The following is an 18,698-nucleotide window of genomic DNA, read 5'->3' as shown; positions in this document are numbered from 1 at the left end:
CACGATGTGTCGTCCGTTTCACATGAATGACCGAGCCCCGCGCTCGTTGCCCATGTGCACGGAAGAAGACCGATGAACGCAGAAGATTCCCTCAAGCTCGCCCGCCGCTTTATCGAATTACCCGTTGAGAAGCGTCGGGTCTTCCTCGAAACCCTGCGAGGGGAGGGAATCGATTTCTCGCTGTTCCCGATTCCGGCCGGCGTGTCTTCGGCCGAGCGCGACCGCCTGTCCTACGCCCAGCAGCGCATGTGGTTCCTCTGGCACCTGGAGCCACAGAGTGGCGCCTACAACCTGCCCAGCGCGGTGCGCCTGAACGGACCGCTGGATCGCCAGGCGCTGGAGCGCGCCTTCGCCAGCCTGGTGCAGCGTCATGAAGCCCTGCGTACGGTGTTCCCGCGCGGCGCCGACGACAGCCTGGCGCAGGCGCCCCTGCAACGCCCGCTGGAGGTTGCCTTCGAGGATTGCAGCGGCCTGCCCGAGGCCGAGCAGGAAGCCCGCCTGCGCGAGGAGGCGCAGCGCGAGTCGTTGCAGCCGTTCGACCTGTGCGAGGGGCCGTTGCTGCGGGTCCGCCTGATCCGCCTGGGCGAGGAGCGGCATGTGCTGCTGTTGACCCTGCATCACATCGTGTCCGACGGCTGGTCGATGAACGTGCTGATCGAAGAATTCAGTCGTTTCTACAGTGCCTATGCGACTGGCGCGGAGCCCGGCCTGCCGGCCTTGCCGATCCAGTACGCCGATTACGCCCTGTGGCAGCGCAGCTGGCTGGAGGCCGGTGAGCAGGAGCGCCAGCTGGAGTACTGGCGCGGCAAGCTCGGCGAGCGGCATCCGGTCCTGGAGTTGCCGACCGACCACCCGCGTCCGGCGGTTCCCAGCTACCGTGGCAGCCGTTACGAGTTCAGCATCGAGCCGGCCCTGGCCGAGGCCCTGCGCGGCACCGCCCGACGCCAGGGGCTGACCCTGTTCATGCTGTTGCTCGGCGGCTTCAATATCCTCCTGCAACGCTATAGCGGGCAGACCGACCTGCGGGTCGGCGTCCCCATTGCCAACCGCAACCGCGCCGAGGTGGAAGGGCTGATCGGCCTGTTCGTCAACACCCAGGTGCTGCGCTCGGTATTCGACGGCCGCACGTCGGTGGCGACCCTGCTGGCCGGGCTCAAGGACACCGTGCTTGGCGCCCAGGCCCATCAGGATCTGCCGTTCGAGCGCCTGGTCGAGGCGTTCAAGGTCGAGCGCAGCCTGAGCCATAGCCCGCTGTTCCAGGTGATGTACAACCACCAGCCGTTGGTGGCCGACATCGAGGCGCTGGACAGCGTGGCCGGCCTGAGCTTCGGCCAGCTCGACTGGAAGAGCCGTACCACCCAGTTCGACCTGAGCCTGGATACCTACGAGAAGGGCGGCCGCCTGTACGCCGCGCTGACCTACGCGACCGACCTGTTCGAGGCGCGGACCGTCGAGCGCATGGCGCGGCATTGGCAGAACCTGCTGCGCGGCATGCTGGAGAACCCGCAGGCCAGCGTCGACTCGCTGCCGATGCTCGATGCCGAGGAGCGCTACCAGTTGCTGGAAGGCTGGAACGCCACTGCGGCCGAGTACCCGCTGCAACGCGGCGTGCACCGGTTGTTCGAGGAGCAGGTCGAGCGCACGCCGACGGCGCCGGCGCTGGCCTTCGGCGAGGAGCGCCTGGACTACGCCGAGCTGAACCGCCGGGCCAACCGCCTGGCGCATGCCCTGATCGAGCGCGGGATCGGCGCGGACCGCCTGGTGGGCGTGGCCATGGAACGTTCCATCGAGATGGTCGTGGCCCTGATGGCAATCCTCAAGGCCGGCGGCGCCTACGTTCCGGTGGACCCGGAGTATCCCGAGGAGCGCCAGGCCTACATGCTGGAGGACAGCGGCGTGCAGCTGCTGCTCAGCCAGTCGCACCTGAAGCTGCCGCTGGCGCAAGGCGTGCAGCGGATCGACCTGGATCGCGGTGCGCCCTGGTTCGAGGATTACAGTGAGGCGAACCCGGATATTCATCTCGATGGCGAGAACCTCGCCTATGTCATCTACACCTCCGGTTCCACCGGTAAGCCCAAGGGCGCCGGCAACCGCCATTCGGCGCTGAGCAACCGTTTGTGCTGGATGCAGCAGGCCTATGGCCTGGGCGTCGGTGACACGGTGTTGCAGAAAACCCCGTTCAGCTTCGACGTGTCGGTCTGGGAGTTCTTCTGGCCGCTGATGAGCGGGGCGCGTTTGGTGGTGGCCGCGCCGGGCGACCATCGCGACCCGGCGAAGCTGGTGAAGCTGATCAACCGCGAAGGGGTCGATACGCTGCACTTCGTGCCGTCGATGCTGCAGGCCTTCCTGCAGGATGAAGACGTCGCCTCCTGCACCAGCCTGAAACGCATCGTTTGCAGCGGCGAGGCGCTGCCGGCGGACGCGCAGCAGCAGGTGTTCGCCAAGCTGCCGCAGGCCGGCCTCTATAACCTCTATGGCCCGACCGAGGCGGCCATCGACGTCACCCACTGGACCTGCGTGGAGGAGGGCAAGGACGCGGTGCCGATCGGCCGGCCGATCGCCAACCTGGCCTGCTACATCCTCGATGGCAACCTGGAGCCGGTGCCGGTGGGCGTGCTCGGCGAGCTGTACCTGGCCGGTCGGGGCCTGGCCCGTGGCTACCACCAGCGTCCGGGGCTGACTGCCGAGCGTTTCGTCGCCAGCCCGTTCGTGGCTGGGGAGCGGATGTACCGCACCGGCGATTTGGCGCGCTACCGCGCCGACGGGGTGATCGAGTACGCCGGGCGGATCGACCACCAGGTGAAGCTGCGCGGCTTGCGCATCGAGCTGGGCGAGATCGAGGCGCGCCTGCTGGAGCATCCGTGGGTGCGCGAGGCGGCGGTGCTGGCGGTGGACGGCAGGCAGTTGGTCGGCTACGTGGTGCTGGAGAGCGAGGGCGGCGACTGGCGCGAAGCGCTGGCCGCGCACCTGGCGACAAGCCTGCCGGAATACATGGTGCCGGCGCAGTGGCTGGCGCTGGAGCGGATGCCGCTGAGTCCGAACGGCAAGCTGGATCGCAAGGCGCTACCGGCGCCTGAAGTAAGCGTGGCGCAGGCAGGCTACAGCGCACCGCGCAACGCAGTGGAGCGAACCCTGGCGGAAATCTGGCAGGACCTGCTGGGCGTCGAGCGGGTCGGCCTGGACGACAACTTCTTCAGCCTCGGCGGCGACTCGATCGTCTCGATCCAGGTAGTCAGCCGTGCGCGCCAGGCCGGATTGCAACTGAGCCCGCGCGACCTGTTCCAGCACCAGAACATCCGCAGCCTGGCCCTGGCGGCCAAGGCGGGTGCGGCGACGGCGGAACAGGGGCCGGCAAGCGGCGAGGTGGCGCTGGCGCCGGTACAGCGCTGGTTCTTCGAGCGGGCGATTCCCAACCGCCAGCACTGGAACCAGTCTCTCTTGTTGCAGGCGCGCCAGCCGCTCGACGGCGACCGGCTGGGGCGTGCCCTGGAACGCCTGCAGGCGCAGCACGATGCCCTGCGCCTGCGTTTCCGCGAAGAGCGCGGCGCCTGGCACCAGGCCTACGCCGAGCAGGCCGGCGAGCCGCTGTGGCGCCGGCAGGCGGGGTCCGAGGAGGCGTTGCTGGCGCTTTGCGAAGAAGCCCAGCGCAGCCTCGACCTCGAACAGGGGCCGCTGCTGCGTGCGCTGCTGGTGGACATGGCCGACGGCAGCCAGCGCCTGCTGCTGGTCATCCACCACCTGGCGGTGGACGGGGTGTCCTGGCGCATCCTGCTGGAAGACCTGCAGCGTCTCTATGCCGACCTCGACGCCGATCTCGGGCCGCGTAGCAGTTCCTACCAGGCCTGGAGCCGGCACCTGCACGAACAGGCCGGCGCGCGCCTGGACGAACTCGACTACTGGCAGGCGCAACTGCACGACGCTCCGCATGCGCTGCCATGCGAAAACCCGCACGGAGCCCTGGAAAACCGCCATGAGCGCAAGTTCGTCCTGACCCTGGACGCCGAGCGTACCCGGCAGTTGCTGCAGGAAGCCCCGGCGGCCTACCGGACCCAGGTCAACGACCTGCTGCTGACCGCCCTGGCCCGTGCGACCTGCCGCTGGAGCGGCGACGCCAGCGTGCTGGTGCAGCTCGAAGGGCACGGCCGCGAGGACCTCGGCGAGGCCATCGACCTGAGCCGCACGGTGGGCTGGTTCACCAGCCTGTTCCCGCTGCGCCTGACCCCGGCCGCGGACCTCGGCGAGTCGCTGAAGGCGATCAAGGAGCAACTACGCGGCGTGCCGGACAAGGGCGTCGGCTACGGCCTGCTGCGCTACCTGGCTGGAGAGGAGGCTGCGACCCGCCTGGCCGCGCTGCCGCAGCCGCGGATCACCTTCAATTACCTGGGCCGGTTCGACCGTCAGTTCGATGGGGCGGCGCTGCTGGTACCGGCCACGGAAAGCGCCGGCGCCGCCCAGGATCCGTGCGCCCCGCTGGCCAACTGGTTGAGCATCGAAGGCCAGGTCTACGGCGGCGAGCTGAGCCTGCACTGGAGCTTCAGCCGGGAAATGTTCGCCGAGGCGACCGTCCAGCGCCTGGTCGATGACTACGCGCGGGAGCTGCACGCGCTGATCGAGCATTGCTGCCAGGAGGGCAACGTCGGCGCCACGCCGTCGGACTTCCCCCTCGCGACGTTGCGCCAGGAGCAGTTGGATCGCCTGCCTCTGGCGCGGATCGAGGACATCTACCCGCTGTCGCCGATGCAGCACGGCATGCTGTTCCACTCGCTCTACGAGCAGGCTTCCGGCGATTACCTGAACCAGCTCCGAGTCGACGTCCATGGACTCGATCCCGCGCGCTTCCGCGCCGCCTGGCAGGCGGCGCTGGACAGTCATGACATCCTGCGCGCCGGTTTCCTCTGGCAGGGCGATCTGGAGCAGCCGCTCCAGGTGATCCACAAACACCTCGAACTGCCGTTCGCCGAGCATGACTGGCGTGGTCGCGAAGCGCTCGCCGAGGCTCTCGACGAGCTGGCCGCGAGCGAACGCCGGCGGGGTTTCGAGCTGGAGCAGGCGCCCTTGCTGCGGCTGGTCCTGGTGCGTATGGACGAAGAGCGCTACCACCTGGTCTACACCCACCACCACATCCTGCTGGATGGCTGGAGCAGCGCGCAGCTGCTCGGCGAGGTGCTCGCTCGCTACACCGGCGAACAGGCCGAGCGCACGGGTGGGCGCTACCGCGACTACATCGCCTGGCTGCAGGCACAGGACAAGCGCGTCAGCGAAGCATTCTGGAAAGAACAACTGGCGGAACTGCTGGAGCCGACACGCCTGGCCCAGGCGGTCGCCGCCGAGCGCGAGCAGGTCGGCAGCGGCCAGTTCCAGCGCAGCCTGCCGCCGGCACGCACTGCGCGGCTGAAGACGTTCGCCCAGCGGCACGCGGTGACCCTCAATACCCTGGTGCAGGCCGCCTGGTCGCTACTGCTGCAACGCTACACCGGGCAGGATACGGTGGTCTTCGGCGCCACCGTCGCCGGCCGTCCCGCCGAACTGGCCGGGATCGAAAGGCAGATCGGCCTGTTCATCAATACCCTGCCGGTGGTCGCCACGCCGCAACCGGGCATGCGCCTCACCGACTGGTTGCAGGAGGTGCAGGCGCGCAGCCTGGCGCTGCGCGAGCAGGAGCACACGCCGCTGTTCGAGATCCAGCGTTGGGCCGGGCTCGGCGAGGCGCTGTTCGACAGCTTGCTGGTATTCGAGAACTACCCTGTGGCCGAAGCCCTGGAAAAGGGCTCGCCAGGCGGCGTGCGCTTCGGCCCGGTGAGCAATCATGAACAGACCAACTACCCGCTGACCGTCGCCCTGGGCGTCGGCGACAGTCTGACGCTGCAATACAGCTATGACCGCCAGGCGTTTTCCGATGCCGCGGTCGAGCAGTTGGACCGGCACCTGCTGAACTTGCTCGAAGGCTTCGTCGACAACGCCGAACGGACACTGGTCGAGCTGAGCCTGCTGGATGCCGAGGAGCGCGCGCTGATCGATTCGCTGTGGAACCGCAGTGAGTCGGGCTTCCCCGCTTCGCCGCTGATCCACCAGCGGGTGGCGGAGCGCGCGCGCCTGGCCCCGGACGCGCCGGCGGTGCTGTTCGACGACCAGGTGCTGAGCTTCGCCGAGCTGGACAGCCGGGCCAATCGCCTGGCTCACGCGCTGATCGCCCGCGGCGTCGGTCCCGAGGTGCGGGTGGCGATCGCCATGCAGCGCAGTGCGGAAATCATGATTGCCTTCCTCGCCGTGCTGAAGTCCGGCGGCGCCTACGTGCCCCTGGACATCGAGTACCCGCGCGAACGCCTGCTGTACATGATGCAGGACAGCCGCGCGCACCTGCTGCTGACCCAGAACCACCTGCTCGACCGACTGCCGATTCCCGACGGACTGTCCTGCCTGTGCCTGGACCGCGAACAGGAGTGGGCCGGTTTCCCCGCCCATGATCCAGAGGTGGCGCTGCATGGCGACAACCTGGCCTACGTGATCTACACCTCCGGCTCCACCGGCATGCCCAAGGGCGTGGCAGTGTCCCACGGCCCGCTGGCCGCGCACATCGTGGCTACCGGCGAGCGCTACGAGATGACCCCGGCGGACTGCGAGCTGCACTTCATGTCGTTCGCCTTCGACGGCTCCCATGAAGGCTGGATGCACCCGTTGATCAACGGTGCGCGGGTGCTGATCCGCGACGACAGCCTGTGGCTGCCGGAGCAGACCTACGCGCAGATGCATCGCCACGGCGTCACCGTCGCGGTGTTCCCTCCGGTCTATCTGCAGCAACTGGCCGAGCACGCCGAGCGCGACGGCAACCCGCCGGCGGCCCGGGTCTACTGCTTCGGCGGCGACGCGGTGGCGCAGGCCAGCTACGACCTGGCCTGGCGCGCGCTACGCCCGCAATACCTGTTCAACGGCTACGGACCGACCGAAACGGTGGTCACCCCGCTGCTCTGGAAAGCCCGCCCGGACGACCCCTGTGGCGCCGCCTACATGCCGATAGGTACGCTGCTGGGCAATCGCAGCGGCTACATCCTCGATGCCCAGTTGAACCTGCTGCCGGTCGGCGTGGCCGGTGAGCTGTACCTTGGCGGGGAAGGCGTGGCGCGCGGTTACCTGGAGCGTCCGGCACTGACCGCCGAACGTTTCGTGCCGGATCCCTTTGGCGCGCCCGGCAGCCGCCTGTATCGCAGCGGTGACCTGACCCGTGGGCGGGCGGATGGCGTGGTGGACTACCTGGGACGGGTAGACCACCAGGTGAAGATCCGCGGTTTCCGTATCGAGCTGGGCGAGATCGAAGCACGCCTGCGCGAGCAGGCGGCGGTGCGCGAGGCGGTGGTGGTCGCCCAGGCGGGTGCCAGCGGCCAGCAACTGGTCGGCTATGTGGTCCCGCAGGATCCGGCGCTGGTCGAGGATGCCGGTGCCCAGGCGGCCTGCCGCGACGCCTTGCGCAAGGCGCTGAAGGAACGCTTGCCCGAGTATATGTTGCCGGCGCACCTGCTGTTCCTGGCGTGCATGCCGCTGACCCCCAACGGCAAGCTGGATCGCAAGGGCCTGCCCAAGCCAAGCGCCGATCAGCAGCAACGCGACTACCAGGCACCGCGCAGCGAAGTGGAAAGACAACTGGCGACGATCTGGGCGGAGGTGCTGAAGCTGGAGCAGGTCGGCCTGGCCGACAACTTCTTCGAGATCGGCGGCGATTCCATCATTTCCCTGCAGGTGGTCAGCCGTGCGCGCCAGCTCGGCATCCATTTCACTCCGAAGATGCTCTTCGAGGCGCAGACCATCGGTGCCCTGGCTCCGCTGGCCGAGAGCGGTACGCAGGTGCTGGCTATCGACCAGGGACCGGTGACCGGCGTCACGCCGTTGCTGCCGATCCAGCAGGGTTTCTTCGCCGAAGAGGTCGCCGAGCGCCACTGGTGGAACCAGTCGGTGCTCCTGGAAGCCCGCGAGCCGCTCGATGCCCGGCACCTTGAGCAGGCCCTGCGGGGCGTGCTGGCGCACCACGATGCGCTGCGCCTGTCCTTCACCCGCGAGGCGGCCGGCTGGACGGCGCGCCACCGGGGGGTGGAAGAGGGCGCTGCGGCGCTGCTCCGCGTCGCTCGGGTCGCCGACCTGGCGGCGCTGCGGGCGCTTGCCGACGAAGTCCAGCGCAGTCTCGACCTGGCCGATGGGCCGTTGTTGCGCGCCCTGCTGGCGACCTTCGACGACGGCAGCCAGCGCCTGCTGCTGGTTATCCACCACCTGGTGGTGGATGGCGTGTCCTGGCGTATTCTCTTCGAAGACCTGCAGACCGCCTACCGGCAGTTGCTGGCGGGTCAGGCCGTCGAGCTACCGGCCAAGACCAGCGCCTTCAGGGATTGGGCCGAGCGCCTGCAGGCGTTTGCCGGTGACGGCGGCCTGGATGGCGAACTGGCGTACTGGCAAGGGCAATTGCAGGGCGCCTCCAGCGACCTGCCGTGCCTCGACCCGCTGGGCGACCAGAGCAACCGCCATGCCCGTTCGGTCAGTTGCGGACTGGACGCCGAGGCGACCCGGCAATTGCTGCAGGAAGCGCCGGCCGCCTACCGCACCCAGGTCAACGACCTGCTGTTGACCGCGCTGGCGCGGGTGGTCTGCCGCTGGACCGGGCAGGTCGATGCGTTGATCCAGTTGGAAGGGCATGGCCGCGAAGAACTCTTCGCCGAGATCGACCTGACGCGCACGGTGGGCTGGTTCACCAGCCTGTTCCCGCTGCGCCTGACGCCGGCCGAGGGCATCGCCGCATCGATCAAGGGCATCAAGGAGCAACTGCGCGCGGTGCCGAACAAAGGCATCGGCTTCGGCGCCCTGCGCTACCTGGGCAGCGCGGCGAGCCAGGCAGCCCTGGCCGGATTGCCGATGCCGCGCATCACCTTCAACTACCTCGGCCAGTTCGACGGCAGCTTCGCCATGGACGAGGGCGCACTGTTCGTTCCGGCCGGCGAGCGCGCCGGCGACGACCAGAGCCCGGACGCGCCGCTGGCCAACTGGCTGGCGCTGAACGGACGCATCTATGGCGGCGAACTGCGCATCGACTGGAGCTTCAGTGGCGAGCGCTTCGAAACCACCAGCATCCAGCGCCTGGCCGACGCCTATCGCGACGAACTGCTGGCGCTGATTGCCCACTGCCGAGTGGCCGAGGGCCAGGGTCTGACGCCCTCGGACTTCCCGCTGGCGCGCCTTGACCAGGCGCGTCTCGACCAATTGCCGCTGGCGCCCTGCGAAGTCGAGGACCTCTACCCGCTATCGCCGATGCAGCAGGGCATGCTGTTCCACAGTCTGTACCAGCAGGAGGCCGGCGATTACATCAATCAACTGCGGGTCGACATCGACGGTCTGCATCCGGAGAGCTTCCGCGCGGCCTGGCAGGCGGCGCTGGACGAGCACGATGTGTTGCGCAGCGGGTTCCTCTGGCAGGGCGCCTTCGAGACGCCGCTACAGGTGGTGCGCAAGCGTGTCGAAGTGCCGTTCAGCGTACTTGACTGGCGCGGTCGCGAGGACCTGGCGGCGGCCCTCGACGAGCTGGCTGCCGGCGAAGGCCGGCTGGGCTTCGACCTGAGCGAGGCGCCGCTGCTGCGCCTGGTACTGGTGCGCACGGACGAAGAGCGCTACCACCTGATCTACACCAATCACCATATCCTGATGGACGGCTGGAGCAACTCGCAGCTACTCGGCGAGGTACTGCAGCGCTACCGTGGCGAAACGCCGCCGCGCTCCGGCGGCCGCTATCGCGACTACATCGCCTGGTTGCAGCGCCAGGACGCCGCGCTCGCCGAGGCCTTCTGGCTGCCGCGCCTGCGCCAACTGGACGAGCCGACCCGCCTGGGGCAGTCGATCGCCCAGGCCAGGCAGCGCGGCAAGGGCTACGCGGAACGGTTGCGCGAGCTCGATGGCGAGCAGACCCGGCGCCTGGCCGAGCTGGCCCGCGAGCAGAAGATCACCGTCAATACCCTGGTCCAGGCCGCCTGGCTGATGTTGCTGCAACGCTATACCGGACAGGACAGCGTGGCCTTCGGCGCTACTGTCGCCGGTCGCCCGGCGGAACTGAACGGTATCGAGGAGCAGATCGGCCTGTTCATCAATACCCTGCCGGTCATCGCTACCCCGCTTCCGCAGCAGAGCCTGGCGTCGTGGCTGCAGGCGGTGCAGGGCGAGAACCTGGCCCTGCGCGAATTCGAACACACGCCGCTGTACGACATCCAGCGCTGGGCCGGGCAGGGCGGCGAGGCGCTGTTCGACAATATCCTGGTGTTCGAGAACTACCCCGTTTCGCAGATGCTCCAGCAGCAGGCCTCGCAAGGCCTGGCTTTCGGTGCCGTGGGCAACCACGAGCAGACCAACTACCCGTTGACCCTCAGCGTAAGCCTGGGGCAGCGCCTGGAACTGCAGTTCGCCTATGACCGCGAGCATTTCGACGACGCCAGCGTGGCGCGCCTGGATCGTCACCTGACGCACCTGCTGGCGCAGATGGTCGAGCGTCCTGCCAGCACCTGCCTGGCCGAGTTCCAGCTGCTGGAAGCGGCGGAGCGGCGCCAGGCGATCTTCGACTGGGGGCGCAACCCGGGACGCTATCCGGACGAGCGCAGCGTCGAGCAGCTGTTCGCCAGCCGCGCGGCGATGGAGCCCGAGCGGGTGGCATTGCTCTTCGAGGAGCGCCAACTGAGCTACGGCGAGCTCAACGCCCAGGCCAACCGCCTGGCCCACCGCCTGATCGAGCTGGGCGTGGGGCCTGACGTGCTGGTTGGGATCGCCGTCGAGCGCGGGCTGGAAATGATCGTCAGTCTGCTGGCGGTGCTCAAGGCCGGCGGCGCCTACGTACCGCTGGACCCGGAATATCCGCAGGAGCGCCTCGGCTACATGATCGAGGACAGCGGCATCGCCCTGTTGCTCAGCCAGAGCCACCTGCTGCAACGCCTGCCAGCGGCCTCCGGGATCGCCTGCCTGGCGCTCGACCAGGCGCGGGACTGGCAGGACCGTCCGGCGAGCGACCCGCAGTTGCGGGCGCATCCGCAGAACCTCGCCTACGTGATGTTCACCTCCGGTTCCACCGGCCGTCCCAAGGGCGTCGGCATCAGCCGAGAGAGCCTGTCGCGGCATACCCACGTTTCGCTGGAGTTCTTCGGCATCGGGCCGGACGACCGGGTGCTGCAATTCTCCACCTTCAATTTCGACGGCTTCGTCGAGCAGCTCTACCCGCCGCTCGCCTGTGGCGCCTCGGTGGTGCTGCGCGGCACCGAGATCTGGGACAGCGAGACGCTGTACCGGGAGATCGTCGAGCGACGCATCACCACGGTGGACCTGACTACCGCCTACTGGAACATGCTGGCCAAGGACTTCGCCAACCAGGGCGTGCGCGACTACGGCGCGCTCCGTCAGGTCCACGCCGGGGGCGAGGCGATGCCGCCGGAAAGCCTGGTGGCATGGAAGGCCGCCGGGCTGGAGCATGTGCGCCTGCTCAACACCTACGGCCCCACCGAGGCGACCGTCACGGTCACCACCCTGGATTGCGCGCCCTACGTCGACGGCAGCAAGGCGATCCCGGCGACCATGCCGATCGGCAAGGTGCTGCCGGGCCGCGCCATCTATCTGCTGGACGATGCCGGGCAACCGGCGCCGGTCGGGGCGGTCGGCGAGCTGGTGATCGGCGCCGAGCTGCTGGCGCGTGGCTATTTCAAGCGTCCCGACCTGACGGCCGCACGCTTCATTCCCGATCCGTTCGACGAGCAGGGCGGCGGCCGCCTGTACCGCACCGGCGATCTGGCACGCTACGGCGCCGACGGGGTGATCGAGTACGTCGGCCGGGTCGACCATCAAGTCAAGGTCCGTGGCTTCCGCATCGAACTGGGCGAGATCGAGGCCTGCCTCGGCGAGCACCCGGCGGTGCGCGAGGCCCTGGTCATCGCCGTCGAGGGTGCTGCCGGGGCGCAGCTGGTGGCCTATCTGGTGCCGCAAGCGGAAGCGCTGGCTAGCGCCACGCTGGAGGTACAGGCCGCGCTGCGCAACGAGCTGAAGGCCCTGCTGCGCGACAGCCTCCCCGAATACATGGTGCCGGCGCACCTGCTGTTCCTCGAACGCCTGCCGCTGAGCCCCAACGGCAAGGTCGACCGCAAGGCTCTGCCGGCGCCTGACGCCAGTCTCCTCCAGGAGGCCTACGTGGCGCCGCGCAGCGAGCTGGAATGCCAGGTCGCGGCGATCTGGCAAGAGGTGCTGAAACTCCAGCGGGTTGGCCTCGACGACCATTTCTTCGAACTCGGCGGGCACTCGCTGCTGGCCATCAACGTGATTTCGCGCATTCAACTGGAGCTGGGCATGAAGCTCACCCCCCAACTGTTGTTCCAATTCCCGACCCTGGGGCTTTTCGTCAGCAATCTGGAAAAGGCCGGTGGGCAGGTCGACACATCGAAACTGAACAAGCTGGAAGCCCTGCTTGATGAAATGGAGGAAGTTTGAATGGACATGAGCGTAGCTTTGCGGGTTGCCCGGCGCTTCATCACGCTTCCTCTCGACAAGCGCAAGCTGTACCTGGCGAAGATGCAGGAGGAGGGCGTGACGCCGGCCAACCTGCCGATTCCCGAGGTGGCCTCGGCCTTCGAGCGTATCCCGTTGTCCTATGCCCAGGAGCGCCAGTGGTTCCTCTGGCAGATGGACCCGCAGAGCGCCGCCTACAACATTCCCTCGGCGCTGCGCCTGCGTGGCGAACTGGACGTCGAGGCGCTGTCCGCCAGCCTGGGCGCCATCGTCGAACGCCACCAGAGCCTGCGCACCGTGTTCGTCGAGGACGAACAACTGGATGGCTTCCGCCAGCAGGTGCTGGCGTCGGTCGACGTACCCGTCCCGGTTACGCTGGCGGGCGACGACGACGCGCAGGCGCAGATTCGCGCTTTCGTTGAAAGCGAGACGCAACAGCCCTTCGATCTGCGTAACGGTCCGCTGCTTCGCGCGCGCCTGCTGCGCTTGGCGGCCGACGATCACGTGCTGACCCTGACCATCCACCATGTGGCAGCCGACGGCTGGTCCATGCGGGTACTGGTGGAGGAACTCATTGCCCTGTACGGCGCGCGCCGGCAAGGCATCGAGGCGACGCTGCCCGATTTGCCGATCCAGTATGCGGACTATGCGATCTGGCAACGACACTGGCTGGAAGCCGGCGAACGCGAGCGCCAGCTGGAGTACTGGATGGCGCGGCTGGGCGGAGGGCAGAGCGTGCTCGAACTGCCGACGGACCGCCAGCGCCCGGCGCTGCCGAGCTACCGTGGCGCGCGCCATGAACTGCAGTTGCCGCAGGCGTTGGGCCGACAGTTGCAGGCGCTGGCGCAGCGCGAAGGGACGACGTTGTTCATGCTCCTGCTGGCCTCGTTCCAGGCGCTCCTGCATCGCTACAGCGGCCAGGACGAGATCCGCGTCGGCGTGCCGGTGGCCAACCGCAACCGGGTCGAGACCGAGCGGCTCATCGGCTTCTTCGTCAATACCCAGGTGCTGCGCGCCGATCTCGATGCGCAGATGCCGTTCCTTGACCTTCTACAGCAGACCCGTGTCGCCGCGCTCGGCGCCCAGTCACATCAGGACCTGCCGTTCGAGCAACTGGTCGAGGCTTTGCAACCGGAGCGCAGTCTCAGCCACAGCCCGCTGTTCCAGGCCATGTACAACCACCAGAACCTGGGTTCCGCAGGTCGCCAGTCGCTGGCGGCGCAGTTGCCGGGGCTGAGCGTCGAGGACCTCTCGTGGGGCGCGCACAGCGCGCAATTCGACCTGACCCTGGACACCTACGAATCGGAACAGGGCGTGCACGCCGAATTCACCTATGCCACCGACCTGTTCGAGGCTGCGACCGTGGAGCGCCTGGCACGTCACTGGCGCAACCTGCTAGAGGCCGTCGTCGCCGAGCCGCGAAGACGCCTCGGCGACCTACCGCTGCTCGACGCCGAGGAGCGCGCCACGCTGCTGCAACGCAGCCGTCTGCCGGCGAGCGAATATCCCGCCGGGCAGGGTGTGCATCGCCTGTTCGAGGCCCAGGCCGGGCTGACCCCGGACGCGCCGGCCTTGCTGTTCGGCGAGGAACGCCTGAGCTACGCCGAACTCAATGCGTTGGCCAACCGCCTCGCCTGGCGTCTGCGCGAGGAGGGTGTCGGCAGCGATGTACTGGTCGGTATCGCGCTGGAGCGCGGCGTACCCATGGTGGTGGCCCTGCTGGCGGTGCTCAAGGCCGGTGGCGCCTATGTGCCGCTGGATCCGCAGTATCCCGCGGACCGCTTGCAGTACATGATCGACGACAGCGGACTGCGCCTGTTGCTCAGCCAGCAAAGCGTGCTGGCGCGCCTGCCGCAGTCGGATGGGCTGCAAAGCCTGCTACTCGACGACCTGGAGCGACTGGTGCACGGCTACCCGGCGGAAAACCCGGACCTGCCGGAGGCGCCCGACAGTCTCTGCTACGCGATCTACACCTCCGGTTCCACCGGCCAGCCGAAAGGCGTGATGGTCCGCCATCGAGCCTTGACCAACTTCGTCTGCAGCATCGCCCGGCAACCGGGCATGCTGGCGCGGGACCGTCTGCTGTCGGTGACCACCTTCTCCTTCGATATCTTCGGCCTCGAGCTATACGTACCGCTGGCGCGTGGCGCCAGCATGCTGCTCGCCAGCCGCGAGCAGGCCCAGGATCCCGAGGCCCTGCTCGATCTGGTCGAGCGGCAGGGCGTCACGGTATTGCAGGCGACCCCGGCGACCTGGCGGATGCTGTGCGACAGCGAGCGTGTCGACCTGCTGCGTGGCTGCACCCTGCTGTGCGGTGGCGAGGCGCTGGCGGAGGACCTGGCGGCGCGTATGCGCGGATTGTCGGCATCGACCTGGAATCTCTACGGGCCGACCGAGACGACGATCTGGTCGGCACGGTTCCGCCTCGGCGAAGAGGCCCGGCCGTTCCTCGGCGGGCCGCTGGAAAACACCGCTCTGTACATCCTCGACAGCGAAATGAACCCATGTCCGCCCGGCGTCGCCGGCGAACTGCTGATCGGCGGCGATGGCCTGGCGCGTGGCTACCATCGCCGCCCCGGCCTGACCGCCGAACGCTTCCTGCCCGACCCGTTCGCCGCCGACGGTTCGCGCCTGTACCGCACCGGCGACCTGGCTCGCTACCGCGCCGATGGGGTCATCGAATACCTTGGACGGATCGACCATCAGGTGAAGATCCGGGGATTCCGCATCGAACTCGGCGAAATCGAGACGCGCCTGCTGGAGCAGGACAGCGTGCGCGAGGCGGTGGTCGTCGCCCAGCCGGGGGTGGCCGGGCCGACCCTGGTGGCCTACCTGGTGCCCACCGAGGCCGCGCTGGTCGGCGCCGAGTCGGCGCGCCAGCAGGAACTGCGCAGCGCATTGAAGAACAGCCTGCTGGCGGTTCTCCCGGACTACATGGTGCCGGCGCACATGCTGTTGCTGGAGAACCTGCCGCTGACGCCGAACGGCAAGATCAACCGCAAGGCGCTGCCGCTGCCGGACGCGAGCGCGGTCCGGGACGCCCATGTCGCGCCCGAGGGCGAGCTGGAACGGGCCATGGCGGCGATCTGGAGCGAGGTCCTGAAGCTCGGCCACATTGGTCGGGACGACAACTTCTTCGAGCTGGGCGGCCACTCGCTGCTGGTGACCCAAGTGGTTTCCAGGGTACGCCGCCGCCTCGACCTGCAGGTGCCGCTGCGTACCCTGTTCGAGCACAGCACCCTGCGCGCCTATGCGCAGGTCGTGGCGCAGTTGGCGCCGGCCGCCCAGGGCGGGATCGTCCGATGCGCCAGGGACGCATCGCCGCAGCTGTCGTTCGCCCAGGAACGCCAGTGGTTCATCTGGCGCCTGGATCCGCACAGCGCGGCCTACAACATCCCGGTGGCGTTGCGTCTGAAGGGACCGCTGCGGCGCGATGCCCTGCAGGGTGCCCTGGACCTGCTGGTGCAGCGCCATGAAACGCTACGCACCACCTTCCTCGAACACGATGGTGCGCCGCGGCAGGTCATCCACCCGACGCTGCCGATAGCCATCGAGGAGCGACGACCGCCGGTGGCCGGCGAAGACCTGAAGGGGCTGGTGGAAACCGAGGCCCATCGGCCGTTCGACCTGCAACGCGGACCGCTGCTGCGGGTCCTGCTGTTGCCGCTGGCGACGGACGAATGCGTGCTGGTGCTGACTCTTCACCACATCATCGCCGATGGCTGGTCGATGCAGGTTCTGGTGGACGAACTGATCCGCGTCTACGCCGCGCTTCGGCATGACCAGCCCCCCGCATTGGCGGAGTTGCCGATCCAGTACGCCGACTTTGCGGCCTGGCAACGCCAATGGATGGATGGCGGCGAGCGTGAGCGTCAACTGAACTACTGGGTTTCCCGCCTGGGCGGCGAGCAGCCGTTGCTGGAGTTGCCCAGCGACCGGCCGCGCCCGCAGCAGCAGAGCCATCGCGGCCGGCGCATCGGCATCCCGTTGCCGGCGGAACTCGCCGAAGCCCTGCGGCGGCTGGCCCAGGCCGAGCAGGGCACGCTGTTCATGCTGCTGCTGGCCTCGTTCCAGGCACTCCTGCATCGCTACAGCGGGCAGAATGACATTCGTGTCGGAGTACCCATCGCCAACCGCAATCGCGAGGAGACCGAGGGGCTCATCGGCTTCTTCGTCAACACCCAGGTGTTGCGCGCCGAACTCGACGGGCAACTGCCGTTCCGCGAGCTGCTACGGCAGGTCCGGCAGGCGGTGGTGGAAGCGCAGGGCCATCAGGACCTGCCGTTCGAGCAACTGGTGGATGCGTTGCAGCCGGAACGCAGCCTCAGCCATGCGCCGTTGTTCCAGGTGATGTACAACCACCAGCGCGACGACCATCGCGGTTCGCGTTTCGCTACCCTGGGCGAACTCGAGGTCGAGGACCTGGCCTGGGACGTGCAGACCGCGCAGTTCGACCTGACCCTGGATACCTACGAATCCTCCAATGGCCTGCTTGCCGAACTGACCTATGCCACCGATCTCTTCGACGCGTCGAGCGCCGAGCGCATCGCCGGCCACTGGCTGAACCTGCTCCGGTCGATCGTGGCCCGGCCGGAGGCGCGCATCGCCGAGCTGAAACTTCTGGACGAGGCCGAAGCGCGTGCCGACCTGCTGCAATGGAACCCCCATCCGCAGGACTTCCCCCCGGCCTCCTGCCTGCACCGCCAGATCGAGCGCCAGGCCGCCGAGCGGCCGCGGGCGACGGCAGTGGTCTACGGCGAACGCGCGCTCGACTACGGCGAATTGAACCTGCGGGCCAATCGCCTGGCGCACCGGCTGATCGAACTCGGTGTCGGCCCCGACGTGCTGGTCGGCCTGGCGGCCGAGCGCAGCCTGGAGATGATCGTCGGTCTGCTGGCGATCCTCAAGGCCGGCGGCGCCTATGTCCCGCTCGATCCGCGCTACCCCAGCGACCGGCTGGGCTACATGATCGAGGACAGCGGCATCCGCCTGCTACTGACCCAGCGCGCGGCGCGCGAGCGCTTACCGCTCGGCGAGGGCCTGCCCTGTCTGCTGCTGGACGCGGAGCATGAGTGGGCCGGCTACCCGGAGAGCGATCCGCAGAGCGCCGTCGGCGTCGATAACCTGGCCTATGTGATCTATACCTCCGGCTCTACCGGAAAACCGAAGGGTACTCTGCTGCCGCATGGCAACGTGCTACGCCTGTTCGATGCCACCCGGCACTGGTTCGGTTTCTCCGCGGACGACGCCTGGAGCCTGTTCCACTCCTACGCGTTCGATTTCTCCGTCTGGGAGATCTTCGGCGCGTTGTTGCATGGCGGCAGGCTGGTCATCGTCCCGCACGAGACCAGTCGTTCGCCAGAGGACTTCCTGCGCCTGCTGTGCCGGGAACGGGTGACGGTGCTGAACCAGACGCCGTCGGCCTTCAAGCAACTGATGCAGGTCGCCTGCGCCGGCCAGGAGGTTCCGCCGCTGGCCCTGCGGCATGTGGTGTTCGGTGGCGAGGCGCTGGAAGTGCAGGCCCTGCGCCCATGGTTCGAGCGTTTCGGCGATCGAGCGCCGCGCCTGGTCAACATGTATGGGATCACCGAGACCACGGTCCACGTGACCTATCGTCCGCTGTCGCTGGCGGATCTCGACGGCGGGGCGGCCAGTCCGATCGGCGAACCGATCCCGGACCTGTCCTGGTATCTGCTCGACGCCGGGCTGAACCCTGTGCCCAGGGGCTGCATCGGCGAGCTGTATGTGGGGGGCGCGGGATTGGCGCGGGGCTATCTGAATCGCCCCGAGCTGAGTTGCACGCGCTTCGTGGCCGATCCGTTCTCCACGACTGGGGGACGTCTGTACCGGACCGGCGACCTGGCCCGCTATCGTTGCGACGGGGTGGTCGAGTACGTCGGTCGGATCGACCACCAGGTCAAGATTCGCGGCTTCCGCATCGAACTGGGCGAAATCGAGGCCCGCCTGCTCGCACAGCCGGGCGTGGCCGAGGCGGTCGTGCTGCCTCACGAGGGGCCGGGCGCTACGCAACTGGTCGGCTATGTCGTGACGCAGGCGGCGCCAAGCGACCCCGCCGCGTTGCGCGACACGCTGCGCCAGGCCTTGAAGGCGAGCCTGCCGGAGCACATGGTGCCCGCCCACTTGCTGTTCCTCGAGCGCCTGCCGCTGACGGCCAACGGCAAGCTGGACCGGCGCGC

General features: G+C 68.2%; 1 protein-coding gene and 1 pseudogene. Both read left to right on the top strand.

What is annotated here, in order from left to right; translation table 11 throughout:
* Positions 1 to 72 precede the first annotated feature (72 nt).
* On the top strand, positions 73 to 12,483 hold the full coding sequence (locus VQ065_RS17680; protein WP_023098655.1) for a non-ribosomal peptide synthase/polyketide synthase: 12,411 nt from the start codon (positions 73 to 75) through the stop codon (positions 12,481 to 12,483).
* Positions 12,484 to 18,690, top strand: a pseudogene (locus VQ065_RS32010) (amino acid adenylation domain-containing protein); the annotation flags it as partial. It lies immediately after the preceding gene.
* Between the last annotated feature and the right edge of the window lie 8 nt (positions 18,691 to 18,698).

This window comes from Pseudomonas sp. KBN10P06128 (assembly GCF_037574945.1).
GTDB lineage: Bacteria > Pseudomonadota > Gammaproteobacteria > Pseudomonadales > Pseudomonadaceae > Pseudomonas > Pseudomonas aeruginosa.
The sequence above is the reverse complement of the archived record's forward strand: the minus strand, read 5'-3'. Positions and strand labels throughout refer to the sequence as shown.

Excerpts from the sequence above, each read along its gene's own strand:
- VQ065_RS17680 (WP_023098655.1), top strand. The coding sequence starts at position 73 with ATGAACGCAGAAGATTCCCTCAAGCTCGCCCGCCGCTTTATCGAATTA.